Origin of the sequence: Mesobaculum littorinae (assembly GCF_004011175.1) — a bacterium.
Taxonomy (GTDB): Bacteria; Pseudomonadota; Alphaproteobacteria; order Rhodobacterales; family Rhodobacteraceae; genus Tranquillimonas; species Tranquillimonas littorinae.
The window spans coordinates 1-20,863 of sequence record NZ_RQXX01000010.1; the positions used below are offsets into that span (position 1 = coordinate 1).

At 70.8% G+C, this 20,863-nt stretch carries 18 protein-coding genes; 7 read left to right on the top strand and 11 right to left on the bottom strand.

Going from position 1 to position 20,863, the window contains the following annotated elements; genetic code table 11:
• Together EKE94_RS17770 and EKE94_RS17775 are read right to left on the bottom strand one after the other, a co-directional pair.
• Positions 1–969 (bottom strand): AAA family ATPase (locus EKE94_RS17770; RefSeq protein WP_164871021.1); only part of this gene is annotated, 969 nt, incomplete at its 3' end.
• The gene (locus tag EKE94_RS17775) at positions 966–2,096 is read right to left on the bottom strand and encodes a metallophosphoesterase family protein (RefSeq protein WP_235856090.1); all 1,131 of its coding nucleotides are present in this window, start codon (positions 2,094–2,096) and stop codon (positions 966–968) included. The genes EKE94_RS17770 and EKE94_RS17775, both read right to left, overlap by 4 nt.
• A 317-nt stretch (positions 2,097–2,413) precedes the next feature.
• Here EKE94_RS17775 and pepT point away from each other — a divergent pair, with 317 nt between their 5' ends.
• The gene (gene pepT, locus EKE94_RS17780; RefSeq protein WP_127907986.1) at positions 2,414–3,655 is read left to right on the top strand and encodes a peptidase T; all 1,242 of its coding nucleotides are present in this window, start codon (positions 2,414–2,416) and stop codon (positions 3,653–3,655) included.
• Here pepT and EKE94_RS17785 read toward each other — a convergent pair.
• Positions 3,543–4,433, bottom strand: a complete 891-nt coding sequence (locus EKE94_RS17785; RefSeq protein WP_206615114.1) for a FadR/GntR family transcriptional regulator — start codon at positions 4,431–4,433, stop codon at positions 3,543–3,545. The two genes, pepT and EKE94_RS17785, sit on opposite strands and share 113 nt — an antisense overlap.
• A 134-nt stretch (positions 4,434–4,567) precedes the next feature.
• On the opposite strand from EKE94_RS17785, the gene EKE94_RS17790 reads away from it, so the two are divergent.
• The 5 genes from EKE94_RS17790 to hydA all read left to right on the top strand — a co-directional run bounded on the left by EKE94_RS17790 (position 4,568) and on the right by hydA (position 9,664).
• Complete coding sequence (locus tag EKE94_RS17790) at positions 4,568–5,362, top strand: transporter substrate-binding domain-containing protein (RefSeq protein WP_127907987.1); 795 nt, start codon at positions 4,568–4,570, stop codon at positions 5,360–5,362.
• A gap of 81 nt (positions 5,363–5,443) precedes the next feature.
• Positions 5,444–6,115 (top strand): amino acid ABC transporter permease, encoded by a 672-nt coding sequence (locus EKE94_RS17795; RefSeq protein ID WP_127907988.1) that lies wholly within the window; start codon positions 5,444–5,446, stop codon positions 6,113–6,115.
• On the top strand, positions 6,115–6,852 hold the full coding sequence (locus EKE94_RS17800) for an amino acid ABC transporter ATP-binding protein (RefSeq protein ID WP_127907989.1): 738 nt from the start codon (positions 6,115–6,117) through the stop codon (positions 6,850–6,852). The genes EKE94_RS17795 and EKE94_RS17800 overlap by 1 nt, the downstream gene beginning before the upstream one ends.
• Before the next feature lie 131 nt (positions 6,853–6,983).
• Entirely contained in the window at positions 6,984–8,237 is a 1,254-nt protein-coding gene (locus EKE94_RS17805) for a cysteine desulfurase-like protein (protein WP_127907990.1), read from the top strand.
• Positions 8,234–9,664: a dihydropyrimidinase gene (gene hydA, locus EKE94_RS17810; protein ID WP_127907991.1), complete on the top strand. Its 1,431-nt coding sequence runs from the start codon at positions 8,234–8,236 to the stop codon at positions 9,662–9,664. The genes EKE94_RS17805 and hydA overlap by 4 nt, the downstream gene beginning before the upstream one ends.
• 501 nt (positions 9,665–10,165) lie before the next feature.
• On the opposite strand, the gene EKE94_RS17815 is transcribed toward hydA, so the two are convergent.
• The 4 genes from EKE94_RS17815 to EKE94_RS17830 are packed head-to-tail and all read right to left on the bottom strand — an operon-like array spanning position 10,166 to position 15,362.
• Positions 10,166–10,750 carry a sarcosine oxidase subunit gamma gene (locus tag EKE94_RS17815; protein WP_127907992.1) on the bottom strand — a complete coding sequence of 195 codons (585 nt, stop codon included), beginning with the start codon at positions 10,748–10,750 and terminating at the stop codon, positions 10,166–10,168.
• Positions 10,743–13,688, bottom strand: coding sequence for a sarcosine oxidase subunit alpha family protein (locus EKE94_RS17820; RefSeq protein WP_127907993.1), 2,946 nt, complete (start codon positions 13,686–13,688; stop codon positions 10,743–10,745). Before EKE94_RS17820 ends, EKE94_RS17815 begins: the two co-directional genes overlap by 8 nt.
• Positions 13,685–14,101, bottom strand: a complete 417-nt coding sequence (locus EKE94_RS17825) for a sarcosine oxidase subunit delta (RefSeq protein WP_127907994.1) — start codon at positions 14,099–14,101, stop codon at positions 13,685–13,687. Before EKE94_RS17825 ends, EKE94_RS17820 begins: the two co-directional genes overlap by 4 nt.
• Before the next feature lie 10 nt (positions 14,102–14,111).
• The gene (locus EKE94_RS17830; RefSeq protein ID WP_127907995.1) at positions 14,112–15,362 is read right to left on the bottom strand and encodes a sarcosine oxidase subunit beta family protein; all 1,251 of its coding nucleotides are present in this window, start codon (positions 15,360–15,362) and stop codon (positions 14,112–14,114) included.
• 220 nt (positions 15,363–15,582) lie between these two features.
• On the opposite strand from EKE94_RS17830, the gene EKE94_RS17835 reads away from it, so the two are divergent.
• The gene (locus EKE94_RS17835) at positions 15,583–16,722 is read left to right on the top strand and encodes a GlxA family transcriptional regulator (RefSeq protein WP_127907996.1); all 1,140 of its coding nucleotides are present in this window, start codon (positions 15,583–15,585) and stop codon (positions 16,720–16,722) included.
• A gap of 102 nt (positions 16,723–16,824) precedes the next feature.
• Here the strand turns inward: EKE94_RS17835 and EKE94_RS17840 are convergent, their stop codons facing one another.
• The 4 genes from EKE94_RS17840 to EKE94_RS17855 all read right to left on the bottom strand — a co-directional run bounded on the left by EKE94_RS17840 (position 16,825) and on the right by EKE94_RS17855 (position 20,703).
• Entirely contained in the window at positions 16,825–17,754 is a 930-nt protein-coding gene (locus tag EKE94_RS17840) for a LysR family transcriptional regulator (protein ID WP_235856091.1), read from the bottom strand.
• Positions 17,755–18,311: 557 nt separating this feature from the next.
• Complete coding sequence (locus EKE94_RS17845) at positions 18,312–18,986, bottom strand: DUF1028 domain-containing protein (protein ID WP_127907997.1); 675 nt, start codon at positions 18,984–18,986, stop codon at positions 18,312–18,314.
• Complete coding sequence (locus EKE94_RS17850) at positions 18,983–19,408, bottom strand: RidA family protein (RefSeq protein ID WP_127907998.1); 426 nt, start codon at positions 19,406–19,408, stop codon at positions 18,983–18,985. The genes EKE94_RS17845 and EKE94_RS17850 overlap by 4 nt, the downstream gene beginning before the upstream one ends.
• Positions 19,409–19,425: 17 nt before the next feature.
• Positions 19,426–20,703 (bottom strand): flavin-containing monooxygenase, encoded by a 1,278-nt coding sequence (locus EKE94_RS17855; protein ID WP_127907999.1) that lies wholly within the window; start codon positions 20,701–20,703, stop codon positions 19,426–19,428.
• Positions 20,704–20,863 lie beyond the last annotated feature (160 nt).

The following is a 20,863-nucleotide window of genomic DNA, read 5'->3' on the forward strand; positions in this document are numbered from 1 at the left end:
CGCGGCGCGCGTGCTTTCCGCGGCCTCGCGTGCCGCGGTATGCGCGGCCCCGGCGGCCCGCGCCTCGTCCCGGGCGGCGCGGACGGCGTCGGCGCGGTCGCGGGCGGCGGCCAGCGCCAGGCGGGCGGTATCGACCCGGCGGCGCGCGGCTGACAAACGTTCGGCATGGGCATCGGCCGCGGTCTTGGCGGCGACGGCCCCTTGCGTGCGGGCGCGGCGGGCGGCGGCTGCATCGGGATGGTCGAGCTCGGCCAGGTCGCGACGCAGCCGCTTGCGCCGGTCCAGCGCCTGATGCAGGGCCTGCGCGGTGGCGGCCAGTGACTCGCGCTCGGCCTGCAGCGTCTCGACCCGGTCCTGCGCCGCCTTCCACGGGCCGCCGGTCCGGGGCCGTCCGGTGGCGGTAGCGTAATCGCCCAGCTCGGCGCGGCACCGCGACAGCGCCATGTCCATGCGCCGCCCGCCTGTCATCGCCTCAACCTCGCCCGTGACCGAGGACAGAAGATCGCGCCGCGCGGCCTGCGCCGCCTCTTCCTCTTTCTTCGTGCCGCCGCTCAGCCCCGTCAGGCCCTGCCGCACCCAGATGAGGCCCGCGGGCCCGGCATCGGCCCCGCCAAGGAGCGCCGAGATCCAGGCCTCGGCGGCATCGGCCTGCGCGACCAGCCGTCCCCCTTGGGTGACCGTCGCCGCGGGTTTGGACAGCCAGCGCTTGGCGATGGCGAACCGGCCCTCGGACGTCTCGACCTCGATCTCGACCTCGGGCGCGCCGCCGGCATGAGGGCGCAGGCCGGTCACATCCCGGTCGCGCGAGCCGTGGGGTTTGTAGAACAGCGCCTGCACCGCGTCGAACAGCGTGGATTTACCCTGCTCGTTGCGTTCGCACAAAAGGTTCAGGCCGTCGCCGATGTCGCCCAGACGCACCGGATCGGTAAAGCGGCGGACGTTGGTCAGGGTGATCGCGCGCAGCTTCATTCCGCGGCCTCGCGCACGTAGGCGTAAAGCCGGGCGAGCGCGGCACCCGCGATCTGCGCGGACGCCGAGTCGGGCGGGCCCGCGTCGACCTCGGCCTTCAGGCGGTCGGCGGCGATGCGCAACGCGCCGCCGCGGTCGATCTCGTCGAGGTCGGCATCGTCGTATAGCGTGCCCAGCCCGTCGCGGCGCAGCTCGAAATGCGCGAACTCGGGCGCCGCGCGGTCGGCGGCCCGGCTCAGCGCGACCTGTTGGGGCAGGCCGGCCCAGCCGCTGGCGCGCACGCGTTGCAGGATCTCGCGCCGACCCGTGGCGGGCAACAGCGCGGCCAGCGCCGCGGCCGGGTCCTGGCCCGCGCGCAGGGGCAGATCAGCCTCGGCCCAGAGGAACACGCCCGTCTCGACCTCTTCGATCAGCGGCGCGGCGCCCGGGCCCGGCAGGGTGACGGACAGGCAGACGCCGCGGCGGCCATGAAGGAACCGGTCCTGCTCGGGGCTGCCGGGATACTGCACGCGGGGCGACACCTGCATCCGCCCGTGCCAGTCCCCCAGCGCGAGGTAATCGAGCCCCGCCGTCCGGTCGCGGTCGGGCGGCACGGCACCGCCTGCCTCGGTGAAATCCACGACGCCGCCATGGGCCAGCCCCAGCCGCAAGGCGCCCTCGGGCGTGGCCATGCCGGGCAGCGCCGCGGTCAGGTCGCGCCCCTCGGCGCGAAACCCCACCGGCGCGGGCAGCAGGTGCGCGCCGCCCAGGTCGACGGGCGCCGTTTCGGTCACCGCGTGGACGTTGGCGGGACCGTCGCGGGTGACGGTCTCCCACAATGGCTCGGCCTCGCGCAGGTTGTCGTGATTGCCGGGCAGAAGCCACCAGTCGATGCCCTCGGCCTCGCCCATCGCCGCCAGCGACTGACGCAGGACCGTGGCCGAGGGGGTGGGCGTGTCGAAGCTGTCGCCCGCGACCACCACATGCCCCGCCCCCTGCGCGCGCGCGGCGGCTGCGATGCGACCGATGGCGTCTTGCCGCGCGGCCATCAGACGGCCGCGGATATGGCCGTCGGGCGGCTGCGGAATGTTGGCGAAGCGGCGGCCCAGATGCAGGTCCGAGGTGTGCAGGAAGCGAAATTCGGTCACCGGGGCCCCTCGTCGCAGTTGCACGACCGCGCCGCGCCTCGGGATGGATATGACAGGCCGCGGGACCCGGGCGCAACCACTCCGCGATATGCGGCCGCGCCCGGGCGCCGCGCCCCCACTGACCGGGCCACGGGCGATGACCGGCGGCGCGGCCCGAGAATGGCCCGAGACTGGCCCGCCCCCCCCAAATCGGGCCCCGCCCGGGACCATTGGCGCGCGACGGCCGACCGGGGGCGCGGGCGACGGATCATCGCCCCGGCCTTGACTTCCCCCGCGGCGGGTCGCCACCTTCGCCGCAATCTCGAAAGGCACCTGACATGCAGACCCGCTACGACAAAGAACTCGAAGACCGTCTGACGCGCTACTGCGCCATCGACACGCAAAGCGACGAGGCCTCGCCCACCGCGCCCAGCACCGAGTGCCAGCTCGACCTGCTGCGCCTGCTGCGCGACGAGCTGGTCGAGATGGGGGCCGCCGACGTGGTCCTGACCGATTACGGCGTCGTGCTGGCGACGATCCCGGGGACCGCACCCGGACCGGTCGTGGGCTTCGTCGCGCATGTCGATACCGCCCCGCAATTCGCCGCCGCGGGGGTGAAACCGCGCGTGATCCGGAATTACGCGGGCGACGACATCACCTTTCCTGACGCGCCCGACCTCGTGCTGTCGCCGGCCGATCATCCCTACCTGGGCCAGAAGACGGGCTGCGACATCGTCACCGCCTCGGGCACCACGCTGCTGGGCGCCGACGACAAGGCGGGCGTGGCGATCATCATGACCGCCGCGCGCGAGATGCTGGCCAACCCCGACGCGCCCCGCCCGCCCGTGCGCATCGCCTTCACCCCGGACGAAGAGATCGGGCGTGGCGTCACCGCCCCCCTGCCCGGCGACCTCGCCGCCGATTTCGCCTACACCTTCGACGGCGCCCGGGCGGGCGAGATCGAGTACGAGAGCTTTTCGGCCGATGGTGCCGAGGTGCGCATCACCGGCGTCTCGATCCACCCCGGGCAGGCCAAGGGGCGGATGGTCAGCGCGATCACGCTGGCCTCGAAAATCCTGTCGGCGCTGCCTCAGGCCACGATGACGCCCGACACCACCGACGGGCGCGAGGGCTTCGTGCATGCCACCGACATGGAGGGCAGCGCCGCCGAGATGACGATCCGCCTCATCCTGCGCGACTTCGAACGCGACGGGCTGGTGGCCAAGGGCGAGATGCTGAAACAGATCTGCGCCGCGGTGCAGGCGGGCGAGCCGCGGGCACGGATAAGCTGCGAGATCCGGCCGCAATACCGCAACATGCGCTATTGGCTGGAAACCGACATGACCCCCGTCGAGCTGGCCCGCGATGCCTGCCGCGAGCTGGGGCTCGACCCCGTGTCGGTGCCGATCCGGGGCGGCACCGACGGCTCGCGCCTGACCGAGATGGGGGTGCCGACGCCGAACCTCTTCACCGGCATGCAGAACATCCACGGCCCGCTGGAGTGGATCGCGGTGCAGGACATGGCCCGCGCGACCGAGCTTTGCCTTGCCATCCCGCCCCGCGCGGCTGCGAAGGGCTAGGCCCACCGCGAAGGATCAGCGCGAGGTGCGGCCGCGGATGCGGCGGCCTCGCCCTCAGTCCAGCGTCACGCCCGCGCAGGCGGCGGTGTTGTGGATATGGGTGCGCATTGCCTGGGCCGCGGCGTGACCGTCGCCCCCCCGACGCCCCGCGCAGCGCGGCGATGATGGCGCCGTGTTCGGCGATCGACTGTGCCATGCGGTCGCCCGCGGTGTTGGGGATCGGCTGGCGCTGGCTTTCGCTCAGCAGATCCTGCACCGACTGGTAAAGGCGGCGCAGCATCCGGTTCGGGCAGGCCTCGGCAATGGTGCGGTGAAACCTCAGATCGGCCTCGACATGGGCGACAAGGTCGCCGCCACGCCACGCCGCCTCGAAATCCGCGTTCGCCGCATCCAGCCGGTCCAGCCCCGGGGCCCCCAGATGCGGCGCGGCCAACCGGCACATCTCGGGCTCGATCAACGCACGCGACTGGAACACCTCGGGCAGGCTGTAGGCATCGTCGTAGCGCCACGGTGCCGCGCGCCCCCCGGCCGCCCCGGGATCGACGACGAAGGTGCCGCGCGCGGGCAGCGTGCGCACCAGGCCCAGCGTTTCCAGCGTCAGAAGCGCCTCGCGCAGCGACGGACGCGACACCTTGAGCTGGTCCGACAACACCCGTTGCGAGGGCAGCTTTTCGTTGGCCTTCAACTCTCCCGACCGGATCATCCCTTGCAGCCGCCGCGCGACCGCCTGTGTGACGGGAGTCTTCTCGTGCATCACCGCTGCCTCAATTTTCGCCATCTGTCGCCGACATTACGCGCCCCGACCCCGCCGCTGCAACGCGCGCTGTTGCAATGGCGGGACGGAAGTGCTGGCATACTGGTCAGACCGGTTAGTCCGGTCATGCCAAAAGAGCAACCGACAGGGAGACGACAATGATCCGCCATACCATCCGCACCGCCACGCTGGCCTGCACCCTTCTGGGGGCCACCGCCCTGACCGCCAGCGCGCAGGAGACGCTGACCGTCGGCGCCAATATCGGCAACGTCCCCTGGGAGTTCCAGGACGAGGCGGGCGACTTCACGGGCTTTGAGATCGACCTGGTGAACGCTGTGGCCGAGCGGCTGGGCGCCGAGGTCGAGATCGTCAACATCCCCTTCAACGGCCTGTTCTCGGCGGTTCAGTCGGGGCGCATCGACATCGCGACCTCGTCGATCACCATCACCGACGAGCGGCTGGAATCGGTGTCCTTTGCCCAGCCCTACTACGACAGCGACCAGTCGCTGACCGTGGCCGAGGGTGGGCCCGCGTCGCTGGAGGAGATGGAGGGCATGACCGTCGGCGTCGACACCGGGTCGACCGGCGACATGTGGGCGACCGAGCATACCGGTGACTACGGCTTTGCCGACATCCGCCGCTACGAGGGGCTGGCCCCCGCGATGCTGGACCTGAGCGCGGGCCGGATCGACGGCTATATCTCGGACATTCCAGCCCTGCTCTACTACGTCAAGGACAAGCCGGCCCTCAAGGTCGTGCAGCGCATCGCGACGGGCGAGAAATACTCGATGATGTTCGCCAAGGACGCGCCGCTGGCGACCGAGGTCAACGACGTGCTGACCGCGCTCAAGGAAGAGGGCGTGATGGCCGAGCTGCACGAGACCTGGTTCGGCACGGCGCCGGATGACGGCACCTCGACCGTGACCGTCCTGCCGATGCCCACGCTGGACTGATGCCCCGGGGGTGGCGGGGGCTCTCGCGTCCCCGCCACCCTGTCCGGCCCTGCTGTCCCAAACCGGAGCGCGTCCGCCCTCATGGATATCTTCGACACCTTTCTGAACATGGGCGTGATCGCGCGCACCTGGCCGCTTTTGCTGGAGGGCCTGTGGGTCACGATCCAGCTTGGCGCGGCCAGCATCGTGGCGGGCCTGGTGCTGGGCCTCGGGCTGGCGCTCCTGCGGCTTTACGCCGTGCCGCCGCTGCGCCTCATCACCCGGTTCTACATCGACATCTTCCGGTCGATCCCGCTTCTGGTGCTTCTGATCATCGTGTACTACGCGCTGCCCTTCGTGGGCCTGCGACTGTCGCCCTTCGCCTCGGCGATGGCGGCGCTGACGCTGGTCTCGGGCGCCTACACGGCCGAGATCTTCCGCGCCGGGATCGAGGCGATCCCGAAGGGACAGTTCGAAGCCTCGGCCGCGCTGGGGCTGAGCTATCCGCAGACAATGCGCGACGTGATCCTGCCGCAGGCGGTCAAGATCGTGATCCCGCCGCTCACCAACAACTCGATCAACGTGGTCAAGGATACCGCACTGGCCTCGGTCGTCGCGATGCCGGACCTTCTGAAACAGGCGACGCAGGCGCAGGCGCTGGCGGCCAATCCGACGCCGCTGATCGGCGCGGCGGTGCTCTACCTCGCCTTTCTCTGGCCGCTCGTCGCGATGGTGTCGCGGATGGAGCGCCGCTTCGGCGCGAAAGGAACCTGATGTCCGGCTTCGTCTCCGTGCGCAACCTGCGCAAATCCTACGGCAGCTTCGAGGCCCTGCGCGGCATCGACCTGGAGATCTCGAAAGGCGAGGTCGTCTGCGTGATCGGGCCCTCGGGGTCGGGCAAGTCCACCCTGATCCGCTGCATCAACCGGCTCGAAAGCTTTTCCGACGACAGCGCCATACTCGTCGGCGGCAATCGGGTGCAGCCGGGCCGGTCCCTGGCACGGGTGCGGGCCGAGGTCGGAATGGTGTTCCAGTCCTTCAACCTGTTTCCCCACCTCACCGTGCGCGACAACGTCATGCTGGCGCCGCGCCGGGTGCGCCGCACGCCGCGCGACGCGGCGCGGCAGCAGGCCGACCGCCTGCTGGCCCGCGTGGGCATCGCCGAGCAGGCCGACAAGTATCCCGGCCAGCTTTCGGGCGGGCAGCAGCAGCGCGTGGCCATCGCCCGCGCGCTGGCGATGGAGCCGCAGGTGATGCTGTTCGACGAACCGACCTCGGCGCTCGACCCCGAGATGGTGGGCGAGGTGCTGGACGTGATGCGAGATCTGGCGGGCACCGGGGTCACGATGATCGTCGTCACCCACGAGATGGGGTTCGCCAGCCAGGTTGCCGACCGCGTGATCTTCATGGATGCGGGCGAGGTGATCGAAACCGGCCCGCCAGGCCGCGTGCTGAGCGCGCCAAGGGAGCCGCGCACCCGGAATTTCCTGAGCGCCGTGCTGAACCACTGACCGCCGGCCCTCCGACACACCCGGGATTGCCGCCCCACAGACCGCCGCCCCACAGACCGCCGCCCACAGGCCGCCGCCCACAGGCCGCTACCCATAGACCGACAGACGACATTCAGACCAAGGACGCCCAGATGCCCGATACCGCCCCCCCGCTCGACCTTGATTACGTGCACAGCCAGTTTCCGGGACTGCGCGACGACTGGGTCTATTTCGACAATGCCGGCGGCTCGCAGACCGTGCGCGGCGCCATCGACCGGATCACCGAGTTCCTGATCCATCGCAACGTGCAGATCGGCGGCAGCTATCCCACGTCGCGCGCCGCCGCCGACGCATTGATGGAGGGCCGGAAGGCGGTGCAGGACCTCGTGGGCGCCGCCCGGCCCGAAGAGATCGTCTTCGGCCACTCGACCACGGTGCTGATGCAGACCCTTGCCGCCGCGATGCGGTCGCAGTTCGCACCGGGCGACGAGATCGTGGTGTCGACCGCCGACCACGAAAGCAACATCGGCCCGTGGGAGCGTCTGCGCGAATTCGGGCTGACGATCCGCTACTGGCCGCTCGACCCTGCCACGCAGCGCCTGCGGACCGAGGACCTGCTGCCGCTGCTGTCCGACCGCACCCGGCTGGTCTGCGTGCACCACGTCTCGAACATCCTCGGGCAGGTCAATCCGGTGGCCGAGTTCGCGCGCATCGTCCACGACCACGGTGCCCGGATCTGCGTCGACGCGGTGGCCTATGCGCCGCACCGCCTGATCGACGTACAGGCCTGGGACGTGGACTACTACGTCTTCAGCCTCTACAAGACCTATGGCCCGCACACCGCTGTAATGTATGGGAAATACGATCTTCTGGCCGACCTCGACGGGCTCTACCACTACTTCTACGGCAAGGAGAAGGTTCCGGGCAAGCTGGAGCCCGGCAACCCGAATTACGAACTCGCCTTCGCGGCCTGCGGCATCGCCGACTACCTGGCCGGGCTGGGGACGCGCGCGGGGGGAACTGGTCCCCGCCGCGCCCGGATCGAAACCGCCTTTGCCGCGATCACGGCGCACGAGGACCGGCTGACCGACCGGCTGCTCGACTGGCTCGCCACCCGCGACGACATCCGGGTGATCGGGGCGGCGCGCAACGACGACAGCACCCGCGTGCCCACCATCGCCTTCAAGGTCGCGGGCCGCGATTCCGCGGCGATCGCGCGGGCGATGGACGGCTACGGCATTGCCATCCGCTTCGGCGACTTCCATTCGCGCCGTTTGGTCGAGGAGCTGGGCGAAGACGGCGACAACGGCGTCCTGCGCGTGTCGATGGTGCACTACAACACGATCGCTCAGGTCGACCGGCTGACCGCCGCACTGTCCGAGATCCTGGCCGAGGTGGCGGCATGAGCGGGGCCATCGACCTCGCGATCCGCGGCGGCACCCTTGTGACCGCGGCGGACCGGTTCCGCGCAGATATCGGCGTGCGCGACGGGCGCATCGTGGAAATCTCGGAACGGATCGACGGCGCCACTGAGGAGATCGACGCGACCGGTCTTTTCGTCCTGCCCGGCGGGATCGACGCCCATGTGCACCTTGCGCAACCGACGTCGGACGGCACCGTCATGGCCGACGATTTCGAAACCGGCACCCGGTCGGCCGCCGCGGGGGGCAACACGACCGTCCTGCCCTTCGCGATGCAGGTCAAGGGCACCTCGCTGCGCGACTGTGTCACCGCCTACCACGAGAAGGCCGCGGGCAACTGCTATACCGACGTGTCCTTCCACCTCATCATCTCGGACCCCACGCCGCAGGTTCTGGGGCAGGAGCTGCCGGCACTGGTGCGCGACGGCTACACCTCGTTCAAGGTCTTCATGACCTATGACGACTTGATGCTGAACGACGCCCAGCTGCTCGAGGTCTTCGACGTCGCGCGGCGGGAACAGGCGCTGGTCATGGTCCATGCCGAAGGTCACGACGCGATCCGCCACATGGCACGCAGGCTTGAGGAGCAGGGCCGCACCGCGCCCTACTACCACGCCGAGGCGCATGCCGAGATCGCGGAGCGCGAGGCGACGCATCGCGCGATCTCCCACGCCCAGCTGACCGATGTGCCGGTGGTGATCGTCCATGTCTCGGGCCGCGACCCGATGGAGCAGATCCAGTGGGCGCGCCGCCGCGGCATGCAGGTCTATGCCGAGACCTGCCCGCAATACATCGCCCTGACCCGCGACGACCTGAAGGGGCTCAACATGGATTTCGAGGGGGCGAAATACGTCTGCTCGCCCCCGCCGCGCGATGCCGACGGGCAGGCCGCGATCTGGGAGGGGCTGCGCGACGGGACCTTCGATCTGTTTTCGTCCGATCACTGCCCGTTCTACTTCGAGGCCCCGGCCGAGACCGGCAAGGACAATCACCGCGCCCGCACCTCGTTCCGCTGGGTGCCGAACGGCATTCCCGGGGTCGAGACGCGGCTGCCGATCCTGTTCTCCGAAGGCGTGTCGAAGGGGCGGATCAGCATGGAACGTTTCGTGGCGCTGACCTCCACCAACCCGGCGCGTCTCTACGGGCTTTATCCGCAAAAGGGCGCTCTGGCGATCGGGGCGGATGCCGACATCACGCTGTGGGATGCGGGTCTTACCCGGCCGATCACGCAGGCGGGCCTGAACCACGGCTCGGACTACACGCCTTACGAGGGGATGGAGATCACCGGCTGGCCCGTCCGCACCCTGCTGCGCGGCCGGACGACCGCGCTGGACGGCCGCACGGTCGAGGGTCCGCGCCCGGGCCGCTACCAGTCCCGCGGCCTGAGCGAGGCCGTGACGCGCGCCGGCTGAGGAGGCCCGCCCCCAGTAGCTCCGCCCGTTCAGGCCTGAAACGGTCCCCTGGGCCGTTTCCGAGACGCCCGTCCCGGGCGGCCTCGCCCAGGATCACCTCGCGTCCCGGCCATCCTCTCCGGTTCTTTCAAAAACGGGATCATTCTATCCCGGCATGCGCACCGCTTCAAAGCGGACGCTTCATCCCCGCAAGGTCATCTGCCACTCCGAGAAGGGATATATCTTCGGCGCCGATGACAAGGAGACGCGCGCGTAGTTCCTCGCACGAGCGGTTGAGCCTTCTGGGTGCGCGAGGCCGCATCCGGTTCGCGTTAGGCGACCGCGATCCTGCTTCGGCCCGTAAGCGCCTGGTTCAATCCGCAAGCTTCATTGACGACCTGCCGTTCCAGACCCGGGTGCGCCTTTCCAAGAAGGACGCCTACTGCGAGGCGACCCTCGAGCTGCGCCGCGATGGTCTTTTCAAGATGACGGAGGAGAGCCTCGGCACCAGCATGGCGCTCATCAAGGGTACCCCCCGACATTCTGGCGGGTCAGCGCGGCATCCAGCGCGTGCCACAGGCTGCCTGCGGCGGAGCGTATGCCCCAGATCGTCACCCGCGACGCGTCGCGGCGCAGGACAAAGACCGACATGTGGTGCAGCACCGTCCGCGTCGCCCGTCCCGGCCCCCACAGCGCGGGGTCGAGGTTCACCAGCCGCTCAAGCAGCGCGTCGAGCGGAGCAGGCCCGTGCCGCGACACGATGTCGAAGGCGACGAAGCCGTCGGTCTGTTCGGTCACCGAAACGTCGGTGCCCCCGGTGTCCCCGACCGCCCGCACCACCTCGGCGGCGAAATCGCTTTCGGCGCGTCCCGGCGCCTCGATCATCCACTGACCGGGCGCCGACCAGAAGGCGGCGACACCCTCGCCCTCGGCCAGCCCGCCGGGGCCCGGCAGGTCCAGACCGAAGGGCGCGGGGGCCCGGCTGCCGGCCCGCAGGGTCAGCGAGGCCAGCGCGATATCGGGCCGTTCGGTCAGCGCCAGCGCGCCGATGGTCCGGTCGCGCGGCTGCGCGGCGCCGAAGGCCGTGTGGGAAGCCAGGTCAGTCACGAAGCCGTCCTCCTTCGGGGTCGATGAACTGCGCCGAGACGACGCGCAGTTCGACCGTTTCGCCCGCCACGGGATTTGCCGCGACGATCACCTCGTCCATCCGCGTGTGACCCTGTTCCAGAAAGCCCAGCCCGATGGAGTGCCCCAGATGCGGCGAATGGCAGGCCGAGGTGATCCAGCCCTGGTCGTGGGCCGTGTCCTGCGGCGCGCCCCGGGCAAAGAGATGCGCCCCGGCGGACACGCTCTGCCCGGGGGTCACGGGTTGCAGCCCGATCAGGCGACGGGTGTCGGCGGCCAGCCCCTCGCGCCGGGACATGATGGCGCCGATGGCATCCTTCTTGCGGGACACCATGCGGCCCAGACCGATCATCGCCGCCGTGGTCTGGCCGTTCAGTTCGGCCCCCGCGGCATGGCCCTTCTCGATCCGCAGAACCGCCAGCGCCTCGGTCCCGTAGGGCGTGACGCCCAGATCCGCGCCCTGCTCGACCAGCCGCTGCATCAGCGCGTGGCCATACCGGGCGGGCACCGCGATCTCGTAGGCCAGCTCGCCCGAGAACGAGATCCGGAACAGCCGCGCCCGCAAGCCCCCGCAGACCGTCAGTTCGCGGCAGGCCATGAAGGGGAAGGCGTCGTTCGACAGGTCGGCCCCGTCGACGATCCGTTCAAGCAGCGCGCGGGATTTCGGCCCCGCCACGGCGATCTGCGCCCAGGCGTCGGTGGTCGAGATGAGCTGCACGTCGAGATCCGGCCACAGGCACTGCCGTGCGAACTCCATGTTGCGATAGACCAGCCCCGCATTGGCGGTGGTGGTGGTGACGACGTAACGATCCTCGGCCAGGCGGGCACAGGTCCCGTCGTCGTAGAGAAAGCCATCCTCGCGCAACATCAGCCCGTAGCGCACGCGCCCGACCTTCAGCGTGGCGATGGTGTTGGCGTAGATCCGGTCGAGGAACAGGCCCGCGTCGCGCCCCTGCACGTCGATCTTGCCCAGAGTGGTCACGTCGCAGAGGCCCACGTCGGAGCGCACGGCGCGCGCCTCGCGGTCAACGCTGTGGCGCCAGTGGGTTTCGCCCGCGCGGGGAAAGTACTGCGCCCGCATCCACTGGCCCACCTCGGTGAAGACCGCGCCCTGCGCTCTGGCCCAGGCATGGGTCGGGGTCAGGCGGGTGGGCCGGAAATCGGGGCCGGTAGCGCCGCCGCCCAGCACCGACAGCGACACGCCGGTATAGGGCGGGCGAAAGATGGTGGTGCCGGTTTCCGGGATCGTCCGGCCGGTCAGCTCGGCCATCACCGCAAGCGCGGTGACGTTCGAGGTCTTGCCCTGATCGGTCGCCATGCCCAGCGTCGTCCATCGCTTCAGGTGTTCGACCGGGCGCATGTTCTCCTTGTGCGCCAGGGCGATGTCCTTGACCGTGACGTCGTTCTGGAAATCCACCCAGGCGCGCCCCTTGCCCGCGACGTGCCAAAAGGCCGCCTGCCGCACCGGCGCGTCCTCGGCCCGCGGCAGGTCCGGCGCCGCACTGCCGATCCCGATCTCCGTAAGCGCCGATTGCGCGGCGCGCGCCCCGTCGGCCAGCGCCGCGGCGGTCGAGCCGCGCCCGGCGCAGGCGCCCGCGGGGACCAGCCCCTGCGGCCCGCCCTGCCCCGGCACGAAGCTCTGGATGTCCTGGTCCCAGACCGGCCGTCCGCGGTGGTGCGAGGCCAGGTGCACGACCGGGTTCCACCCGCCCGAGACCCCAAGCGCGGCGCAGTCGATCCAGCGTTCCCGTCCGTCATGGACGACGCGGATGGATCTGAGCCCCAGCCGACCGCGCGTGCCGGTCACCAGCCCGCCGGCAAAGACCTCGTAGGCGGTCGTCTGCGCGGCCTTGGGGCGGGTGTCGATGACGCCCGCGACCCGCGCGCCGCGCGCGATCAGGTCGCGCGCCGTACGATGGCCGTCGTCGTTGTTGGTGAAGATCGCGACCGGCGCGTCCCGCGCGATGCCGGGGCTTGCCGCCCAGCGATTGGCATAGGCGCGCATCGCGCCGGCCAGCATGATCCCGGGGCGATCGTTGTCGGCAAAGGGAATATGCCGCTCGGTCGCGCCCGCGGCCAGCACGCTGCGCCGGGCGGTGATCCGCCACAGGGTCTGGCGCACGCGGTCGTCGGGCACGGGCAGGTGGTCGGCCACACGCTCGACCGCGCCGTAGATCCCGTGATCATAGACGCCGAAGACGGTGGTCCGCGGCAGGATCCGGACGTTGGGCATCGTGCGCAGCTCGGCCTCGGTCCGCGCCACCCAGTCGGCGGCGGGCGCATCGTCCAGCGGGTCGCTTTCGGCCAGCAGCCGTCCGCCCAGCCGGAAATCCTCGTCCGCGAGGATCACCCGCGCCCCAGACCGGCCGGCGGTCAGCGCCGCCGCCAGCCCCGCGGCGCCGCCGCCGATGACCAGCAGGTCGCAATGCAGGTAGCCACGGTCATAGGCATCGGGGTCGGGCAGACCGGACAAGGACCCCAGTCCGGCGGCCCGGCGGATCATCGGCTCGTAAAGCTTTTCCCAGAAGGTGCGGGGCCACATGAACGTCTTGTAGTAGAACCCCGCCGCGAAGACCGGCGCCAGAAGGTCGTTGACCGCCAGCGCATCGAAGGACAGCGACCCCACGCGGTTCTGCGACCGCGCCACAAGCCCGTCGTAAAGCTCGGCCATCGTGGCGCGGGTGTTGGGCTCCTGCCGCGCGCCCTCGCGCAGCTCGACCAGCGCGTTGGGCTCTTCGGACCCGGCCGAGAGCACCCCGCGCGGACGATGATACTTGAAGCTGCGGCCCATCAGCCGCACCCCGTTGGCCAGAAGCGCCGAGGCCAGCGTATCGCCGGGATGGCCGCGGTAGCTGCGCCCGTCGAAGCGAAAGGTGATCTCGCGGCTCCGGTCGATCAGGCCGCCGGAATAGCGGGTCATGCCTGGCCTTCCCGATCCGGGCCCTGCCCCGGCATGGCCGGTGCCCCGTCGCCCGCCCGCCGGGCCAGCGCCACGTCCCGCGCCAGCTCGGCGCCCAGAATCTCATGCGTGACGGTATCGCGGGTCACGACTAGCCACGACCGGTCGCCCTGCTCGTGGTACCAAAGCTCGCGGTGCACGCCCGCGGGGTTGTCGCGCAGAAAGACGTAGTCGCAGAACGCGGCCTCGACCGCGGCGAGGTCGGTGGCGCCCGGGGGGCCCGGCTCGTCGTCCGGCGGGGCGCCCGACGGGGCGCCAGCAGGGGCCGCCGCATCGGGCGCAGGCGCGGCGGGACGATCGATCAGCGTGGCGTCGCCCAGGTAGCTGAACTCCTGCGCGTCGCGCAGACCCAGAAGCGGATGCGGGATCAGCATGACGGTCCTCTCAGTGCAGGTTGGGTTGGGCGCCGGCGCCGCGTTCGTCGATGGGATAGCCGCGCGCGAACCGGTCCAGCCGGTAGGCGGTGGCGGTCTCGTGCGGGCGCCCGGTGGCCAGCAGATGCGCGAAGGCAAAGCCCGAGGCGGGCGTCGCCTTGAACCCGCCGTAGCACCAGCCGCCGTTGAAATAGAGCCCCTCGACGGGCGTGCGGTCGATGATCGGCGATCCGTCCATCGACATGTCCATGATCCCGCCCCAGCTGCGCAAAAGCCGCGCGCGGCCGATCATCGGCATCAGCGACATGCCGCCTTCGAGCACATCCTCGACCACCGGCAGGTTGCCGCGCTGCGCATAGGAGTTGTAACCGTCGAGGTCGCCGCCGAAGACCAGCCCGCCCTTGTCGGACTGGCTGATGTAGAAATGCCCCGCGCCATAGGTCACGACGTTGTCGATGACGGGCTTCAGCCCCTCGCTGACGAAGGCCTGCAAGACGTGGCTTTCGATCGGCAGGCGCAGCCCCGCCATCGCCATGACCCGGCCCGACGCGCCTGCCACCGCGACGCCCACCTTGCCCGCGCCGATATAGCCGCGCGTCGTCTCGACCCCGCGCACGGCGCCGCCGTCGATGCGGAACCCCGTGACCTCGCAGTTCTGGATCACGTCCACGCCGTGGCGGTCGGCGCCGCGGGCATAGCCCCAGGCGACGCCGTCATGACGCGCGGTGCCGCCACGGGGCTGCATCAGCCCGCCCCTGATCGGAAAGCGCGCGTTGTCGTAGTTCAGGTAGGGCAGCATGCCCCGAAGCGCGTCGCGGTCCAGCAGGCGGGCATCGGCGCCCGCCAGCATCATCGCGTTGGCCCGCCTGCGAAAGGCATGCCCTTGGGCATCGCTGTGGAACAGGTTGATGATGCCGCGCTGGCTGACCATCGAGTTGAAGTTGGTCTCCTGCTCCAGCCCCTCCCACAGCTTCATCGAGAACTCGTAGAACGGTTCGTTGCCCGGCAGCAGGTAGTTCGAGCGGATGATCGTGGTGTTGCGGCCGATATTGCCGGACCCGAGCCAGCCCTTTTCCAGCACCGCGATGCGCGACTGCTTGAAGGTCTTGGCCAGGTAGAACGCGGTCGCCAGTCCGTGGCCGCCGCCACCCACGATGACGATGTCGTAGGCCGGCTGCGGCTGGGGATCGCGCCAAAGCGGTTTCCACCCCTTGTGCCCGCTCAGGGCCTCCTTGAGGACGCGAAACCCCGAAAAGTGCATGGCCGCTCTCCCTCAGATCGCTGCTCCCTTGGATGTGGCACGGATCGGGGCCCGGATGCATGCGCGTGATTGACATTTCCTTGTCCGTTTCGGACATTCTCCGGGGCGGGCGCCGGGCATTCCGGCGGGTGGCCCGGAAACGGGTCCGAGGGCCGGACGGAACGCGAGGCGGCCGGGAGTCAGGCGGCCGGAAGTCAGGCGGTGGAAAGCGAGGCGGCGGATGCGGGCGAAGCGGATCGGGTTCCTGCTGATCGACGGCTTTGCGCTGATGTCGGCAACCTCGGCGATGGAGCCTTTGCGCGCGGCGAACATGCTGGGCGGGTCGGACCGCTACACGCTGCGGTTCCTGTCGGCCCGGGGCGGCTGGCAGATCAGCTCGGTCGGCGGCGCCTTCGAGACCGAGCCGCTGGCCGAGGCCGCGCCGGGGTTCGACATCCTCTTCGTCGTCGCCGGCGGCGACCCCCTGACCTTCGACGATCCTCAGGTGCTGGGCTGGCTGCGCCGGCAGGCCCGGGCGGGTGTGCCGCTGGGCGGGATCTCGGGCGGCGCGGTGATACTTGCCAAGGCGGGCGTGCTGCAATCGCGCCGCTTCACCGTCCACTGGGAGCATCTGGACGACCTGCGCCGCGCCTACCCCGCGGCGCTGATCGAGCGGCGGCTCTTCGTCATCGACCGCGACCGCTATACCTGCGCGGGTGGCATGGCGGCTTTGGACATGATGCATGCGCTGATCACCCGCGACCACGGCGCGGCGCTGGCGCGGCGGGTCAGCGACTGGTTCATCCACACCGGCATCCGCGGCGCCGAGGCACCGCAGAGCAGCATGCTGGCCGAGCATTACGGCCTGCGGCACCGTGCGCTGTCCGCCGCGGTCGAACTGATGGACAGCCACATCGCCGACCCCCTCGCATTGGAGGATCTGGCACAGCTGAGCGGGATCGGCACCCGGCAGCTTGAGCGGCTGGCGCAGGAGCAGCTGGGCCAGAGCGTGATGAGCTTCTATAGGCAGTTGCGGCTGGACAAGGCCGACGCGCTGCTGCAGCGGTCGAACCTGCCGCTGAGCGAGGTGGCGCAGACGACCGGGTTTGCCAGCTACGGCCATTTCTCGCGCCTGTTCTCGGCCCATACAGGGCAGTCACCCAAGGCCCGCCGCGCCCAGCTGCACCGCGCCTCGAAAGGCCGGGCAGAGCGCGGGGACACCGGCCGCACGGGGACGCAGGAACTGGGCGGAGCACGAACGGCGGGGCGCCCGAACGGCGGGGCGGAAAGCCCTCCGGATGGCGGCCCGAACGGCAGCCCGAAGGATGGCGCAGACGGCGGCCCGGATGCCGATCCCCGCGGCACGGACCCGCGCAGCTGAGCGCCGCTTCGTTGCCCTCCCGGCCCGATCCCCCCCGGGCGCATCAGCCCCTGGACGTGGCCACGCCCCGCGCGCGGGTCCATCGGCGCGCGGCCTGCCCCGTCAGGACAGGCTGGGCGGCCCGGCTCCGTCGGGCGGCAGGTGGGCGCGGCAGTGATCGATGAAGGCCCGCAGGGTCGCCCCCACATGCGCCGCGCGCGGCCGCATCAGGCCCATCCGCATCGGCCGCGCGGGCCCGTCCAGCGGCACAAAGACGAGCCGCCGCCCGTCCGCCGCCCGGTCCGAGGTTGGGCGGATATTGGCAATGGAATAGCCGAAGCCGTTGGCGACCAGGGACTTCATCACCTCCATGTCGTGCGTTCGCTCGGCGATCTGCGGGCTGATGCCCGCCTCGGCGAAAATCGACAGGAAGTAGGGCCCCGAATGCGGCAGGTCGAGCAGCACCATGGGGTGCGGCGCCAGCTCTGCGGGACTGACCCGCGCCCGCCCGACCAGCGCGTGGCCCGCGGGCAGCAGCGCATAGGGCGGCAGATCGTGAAGCGGCTCGAACGCCAGATCCGGCGGCACCTCCAGATCGTAGGTCAGCGCGACGTCGATCTCGGCCGCCCTCAGCGCGGCGATCAGCGCCTGCTGGTCGCGCTCGGACTGGCGGACCGCGACCTCGGGGAATTGCGCGACGAAGCTTCGCCGCACCCGCGGCAGGACGATCTGCGCGAAGGTCGACAGGCACCCAACGTCCAGCGGCCCGCGCACCTGCCCGGCGATCTTCTCGGCCAGCGCATCGAGCCGCCGCGCCTCCTCCAGCACCGCCCGCGCCTGCACCAGGACCTGTCGCCCCGCGGGCGTCGGCGTCAGGCCGTGGGCATGTCTGCGAACGAAAAGGGGCACCCCGAACCGCGCCTCGATCTGGGTGATCGCGGCAGAGACGGACGGCGCCGAGACATGCACACGCTCGGCCGCGCGCGCGACCGACCCCAGCTCGCCCACGGCGACGAGGTAGGACAACTGGCGCAATGTGAAGCCCGAAGACACCGGCAGCCCCCCTTTCAGAAACTGGCGATCCCGGCCTTTAAGACCGCGCAGGGCGGAAGGGTCAAGAAGCCCCGGCCCCGGGGGCTCTGCCATGCGCAGCGACGCAGGTCGCCGGTGAAAGCACCTGGGTGCGCCGGCACGGCAGTGCCCGGTGGCGTCCGCTTGCCTTGCGGACGTCTCCGCCACCCGCGACGCTGGACGCCCTGGGCCAAAGGGCGGCAGCCCTGCCCTTGGGGGCCGGTCCCGCGCCGCCCCCCCGATCCGCAGGGTCGGCACGCATCTTTCACGGGCCCCTCAACCCGTGGACCATACCATGTAATAAGGCGAAAAGCGGCGGCGGCACCGCGCCGAGGAGGCGCCGGGTCTTGCCCCCGCTCCCGCCCGGCACCCGCCCCGGACCGAGGCCCCGGGATCGCCCCGCGGCCGTTTGCACGCGCGTCGATCCTTCGACCCGGGGGGGGCCGACCCGGGGGCCCGACCCGGGGGACTGACCGGAGGCCCGACTTGGGGGCCCGACCCGGGGGGCCAACCCGGGCGGGAGGCGCATTGCCCGGCGGCTACTCGTCCCCCGGAACGCCGTAGGAGGGCGCCTCGCGCGGGTCGAGCGCGCGCTGGACATAGGCCTCAAGCTGCGGCTTGTAGACCTCCCACGCCGTGGCGACGGCCTCGATGGGGTCATCCTCGGTCCAGTCGCAGCGCAGGTCGGCGACGGGCCACGCGACCCGGTCGACGATCAGGATCCCCGCCGAATGCACCGGCCCCGCCTCGCCCCCGGCAGCCAGCCCGGCCCGCAGCGCCGCGATCAGGCGGTCGCCGATGTGGCCCCGGGCCGCGCGATAGGCCGCGACGATGGCCTGCGGCACGTCGGCATGGGCCAGCAGGTTGCCGCCCGCGGCGACGTCCTCGGCCTGCGCCTCGGCCCAGGTTCCCAGCGCCTTCGGGCCCGAGTGGATGGCCGTGCGCCCCTGCGCGTCGACCGCCAGCACCTGCCGATGATCAAGGAACTCTTCCCGTGCCACGCCCCGGGCCATCGCCTCGGGTGCGCTCAGACCCTGCGCCATCAGGTCCAGCGTCAGCGGCCCCAGCCGCGGATCCGTGACGTTCTGGCTGGCCACCGCGCCCACGCCCGCCCGGGCGTAGGAGCAGCGCGCCGCCACGGCGGGCGACGAGGACGAGATCGCGGTGCCGAACATGCCGGTCTCGGGACAGCGGGCGACAAGCGAGAATGTCACGGGCGCTCCTCCGGTATCACCGCGGTGCCGTCGATTTCGACCAGCCATTCGGGCCGCGCCAGCGCCTGCACCACCAGCCCCGTCGACACCGGATGCACGCCGCGGATGTACTCGCCCATCGTGCGATACACGGCCTCGCGGTGGCGGACGTCGGTGATGTAGACCACGACCTTGACCAGGTGCTCCATCGAGCCGCCCGCCTCTTGCAGAAGCTGGCGGATGTTCTGCATCACCTTGTGGGTCTGCTGCACGGGGTCGTGACTGTCGATGGTCTGCGCGGTGTCGAGGTCCTGCGGACACTGACCGCGCAGCCAGACGGTGCGGCCGCCTTGCGTCACCACCGCCTGGCACAGGTCATTGTCGAGCGCCTGTTCGGGATAGGTGTCGCGGGTGTTGAACTTGCGGATGCGGGTGTGGGCCATGGGCGTCTCCGGTGGGGTCAGGCGATGGATGCGGGGGGTGGTGTCCGCGCGGCGGGACGGTGGGCCATGTAGCCGCGCTGCTTTGCGATGTGATCGACGATATAGCGCGCGTCGTGCCAGACGCCCCAGATGAAGGACGACCCGCGCCGGGTCTGCCAGGGCAGGCCAAGGTAGTAGATCCCCGGCTCGCCCGACACGCCGCGGCTGTGCAGGGGCCGGCCCCGGTCGTCGCGGGCCCCCGCGGGCAGCCAGGAATAATCGGCGGAATAGCCCGTGGCCCAGATGATCGTGCCGATGCCCGCGCGGGCAAGGTCGAGCTCGGCCAGCGGATGGGTCATGCAGCGGGGATCGGGCAGCTGCCGCCGCGCCTCGGGCTCCGGCGGTAGATCCAGCCCGTTGCGCGCGACAAAGGCGTCGGCTTCGTCCAGAAGGCCCGCGAGGTAGGCATCGCCCCCGGCGATGTTCGTGCCCAGATCATCGGCGAAGTGCACCCGCCCGTCGGCATAGGCCTGCGTCCGCCCCACCAGCGTCATGCCGCGCTGCGCGAGGCGGCGGAAATCGATGGTCTCGCCGCCGCCTGCGCCGCTGACGGCGATGGTGGTATGATCGGCGCCGGGCCGCGCCTCGGTATCCCACTTGTTCAGAACACCCAGCCACCAGACGAAGTCGCGCCCGCGGTAGCGCCGCGGCGGGCGGTCGTGGGGACCCACCGACAGGAAGACCTCGCGCCCCGCCGACAGAAGCTCGTCCGCGATCTGCACGCCCGAGGACCCTGCCCCCACCACCAGCACCGCACCGGGGGCGAGCGCGCCGGGATTGCGGTAGGTGGCCGAGTGGATCTGCGCCACCTCGGCGCTGTGCGGCACGAGGTCGGGGATCACCGGGGTCTGGAACGCCCCGGTTGCGGCGATGATGGCCGGAGCCTCAACCGGCCCGGCCGAGGTTTCGGCGCGGAACCCGGGGCGCCCGTCCAGCCGCGCGACCCGGGTGACCTCGACCCCGGTGCGCAGCGGCGCGTCGATTTGCGCGGCATAGGCGGCGAAATAGGCCGCGACATCCGCCTTGCCGACGAAATCGTCAGGCTTGGCGCCGGGGAAGGCCATGCCGGGAAAGCGATCGTGCCAGGCGGGCCCATTGGCGACGAGCGAATCCCACCGCCCGGTCAGCCAGCGTTCGGCGACGCGCCCGCGTTCGAGCACGAGGTGCGGGATACCGGCCGCCCCCAGGTGTTCGCTGGCCGCGATCCCCGCCTGCCCGCCACCCACGACCAGCGTTTCCGTGCGTTCGACCGTCATGTGCTGCCCCGCCTCGACTGACCCGCCCCCGACGCGGAGGCGCGCGATGGGATCAGTGTGGCCGCGCCGGGCATCGCGATAAAGTAGGGATTGCGTGGCCATGGATTAGGCTGGGCCTAAGCCGAACGATCCCCTCCGCGCCGCAGTCTGTAATACGGGC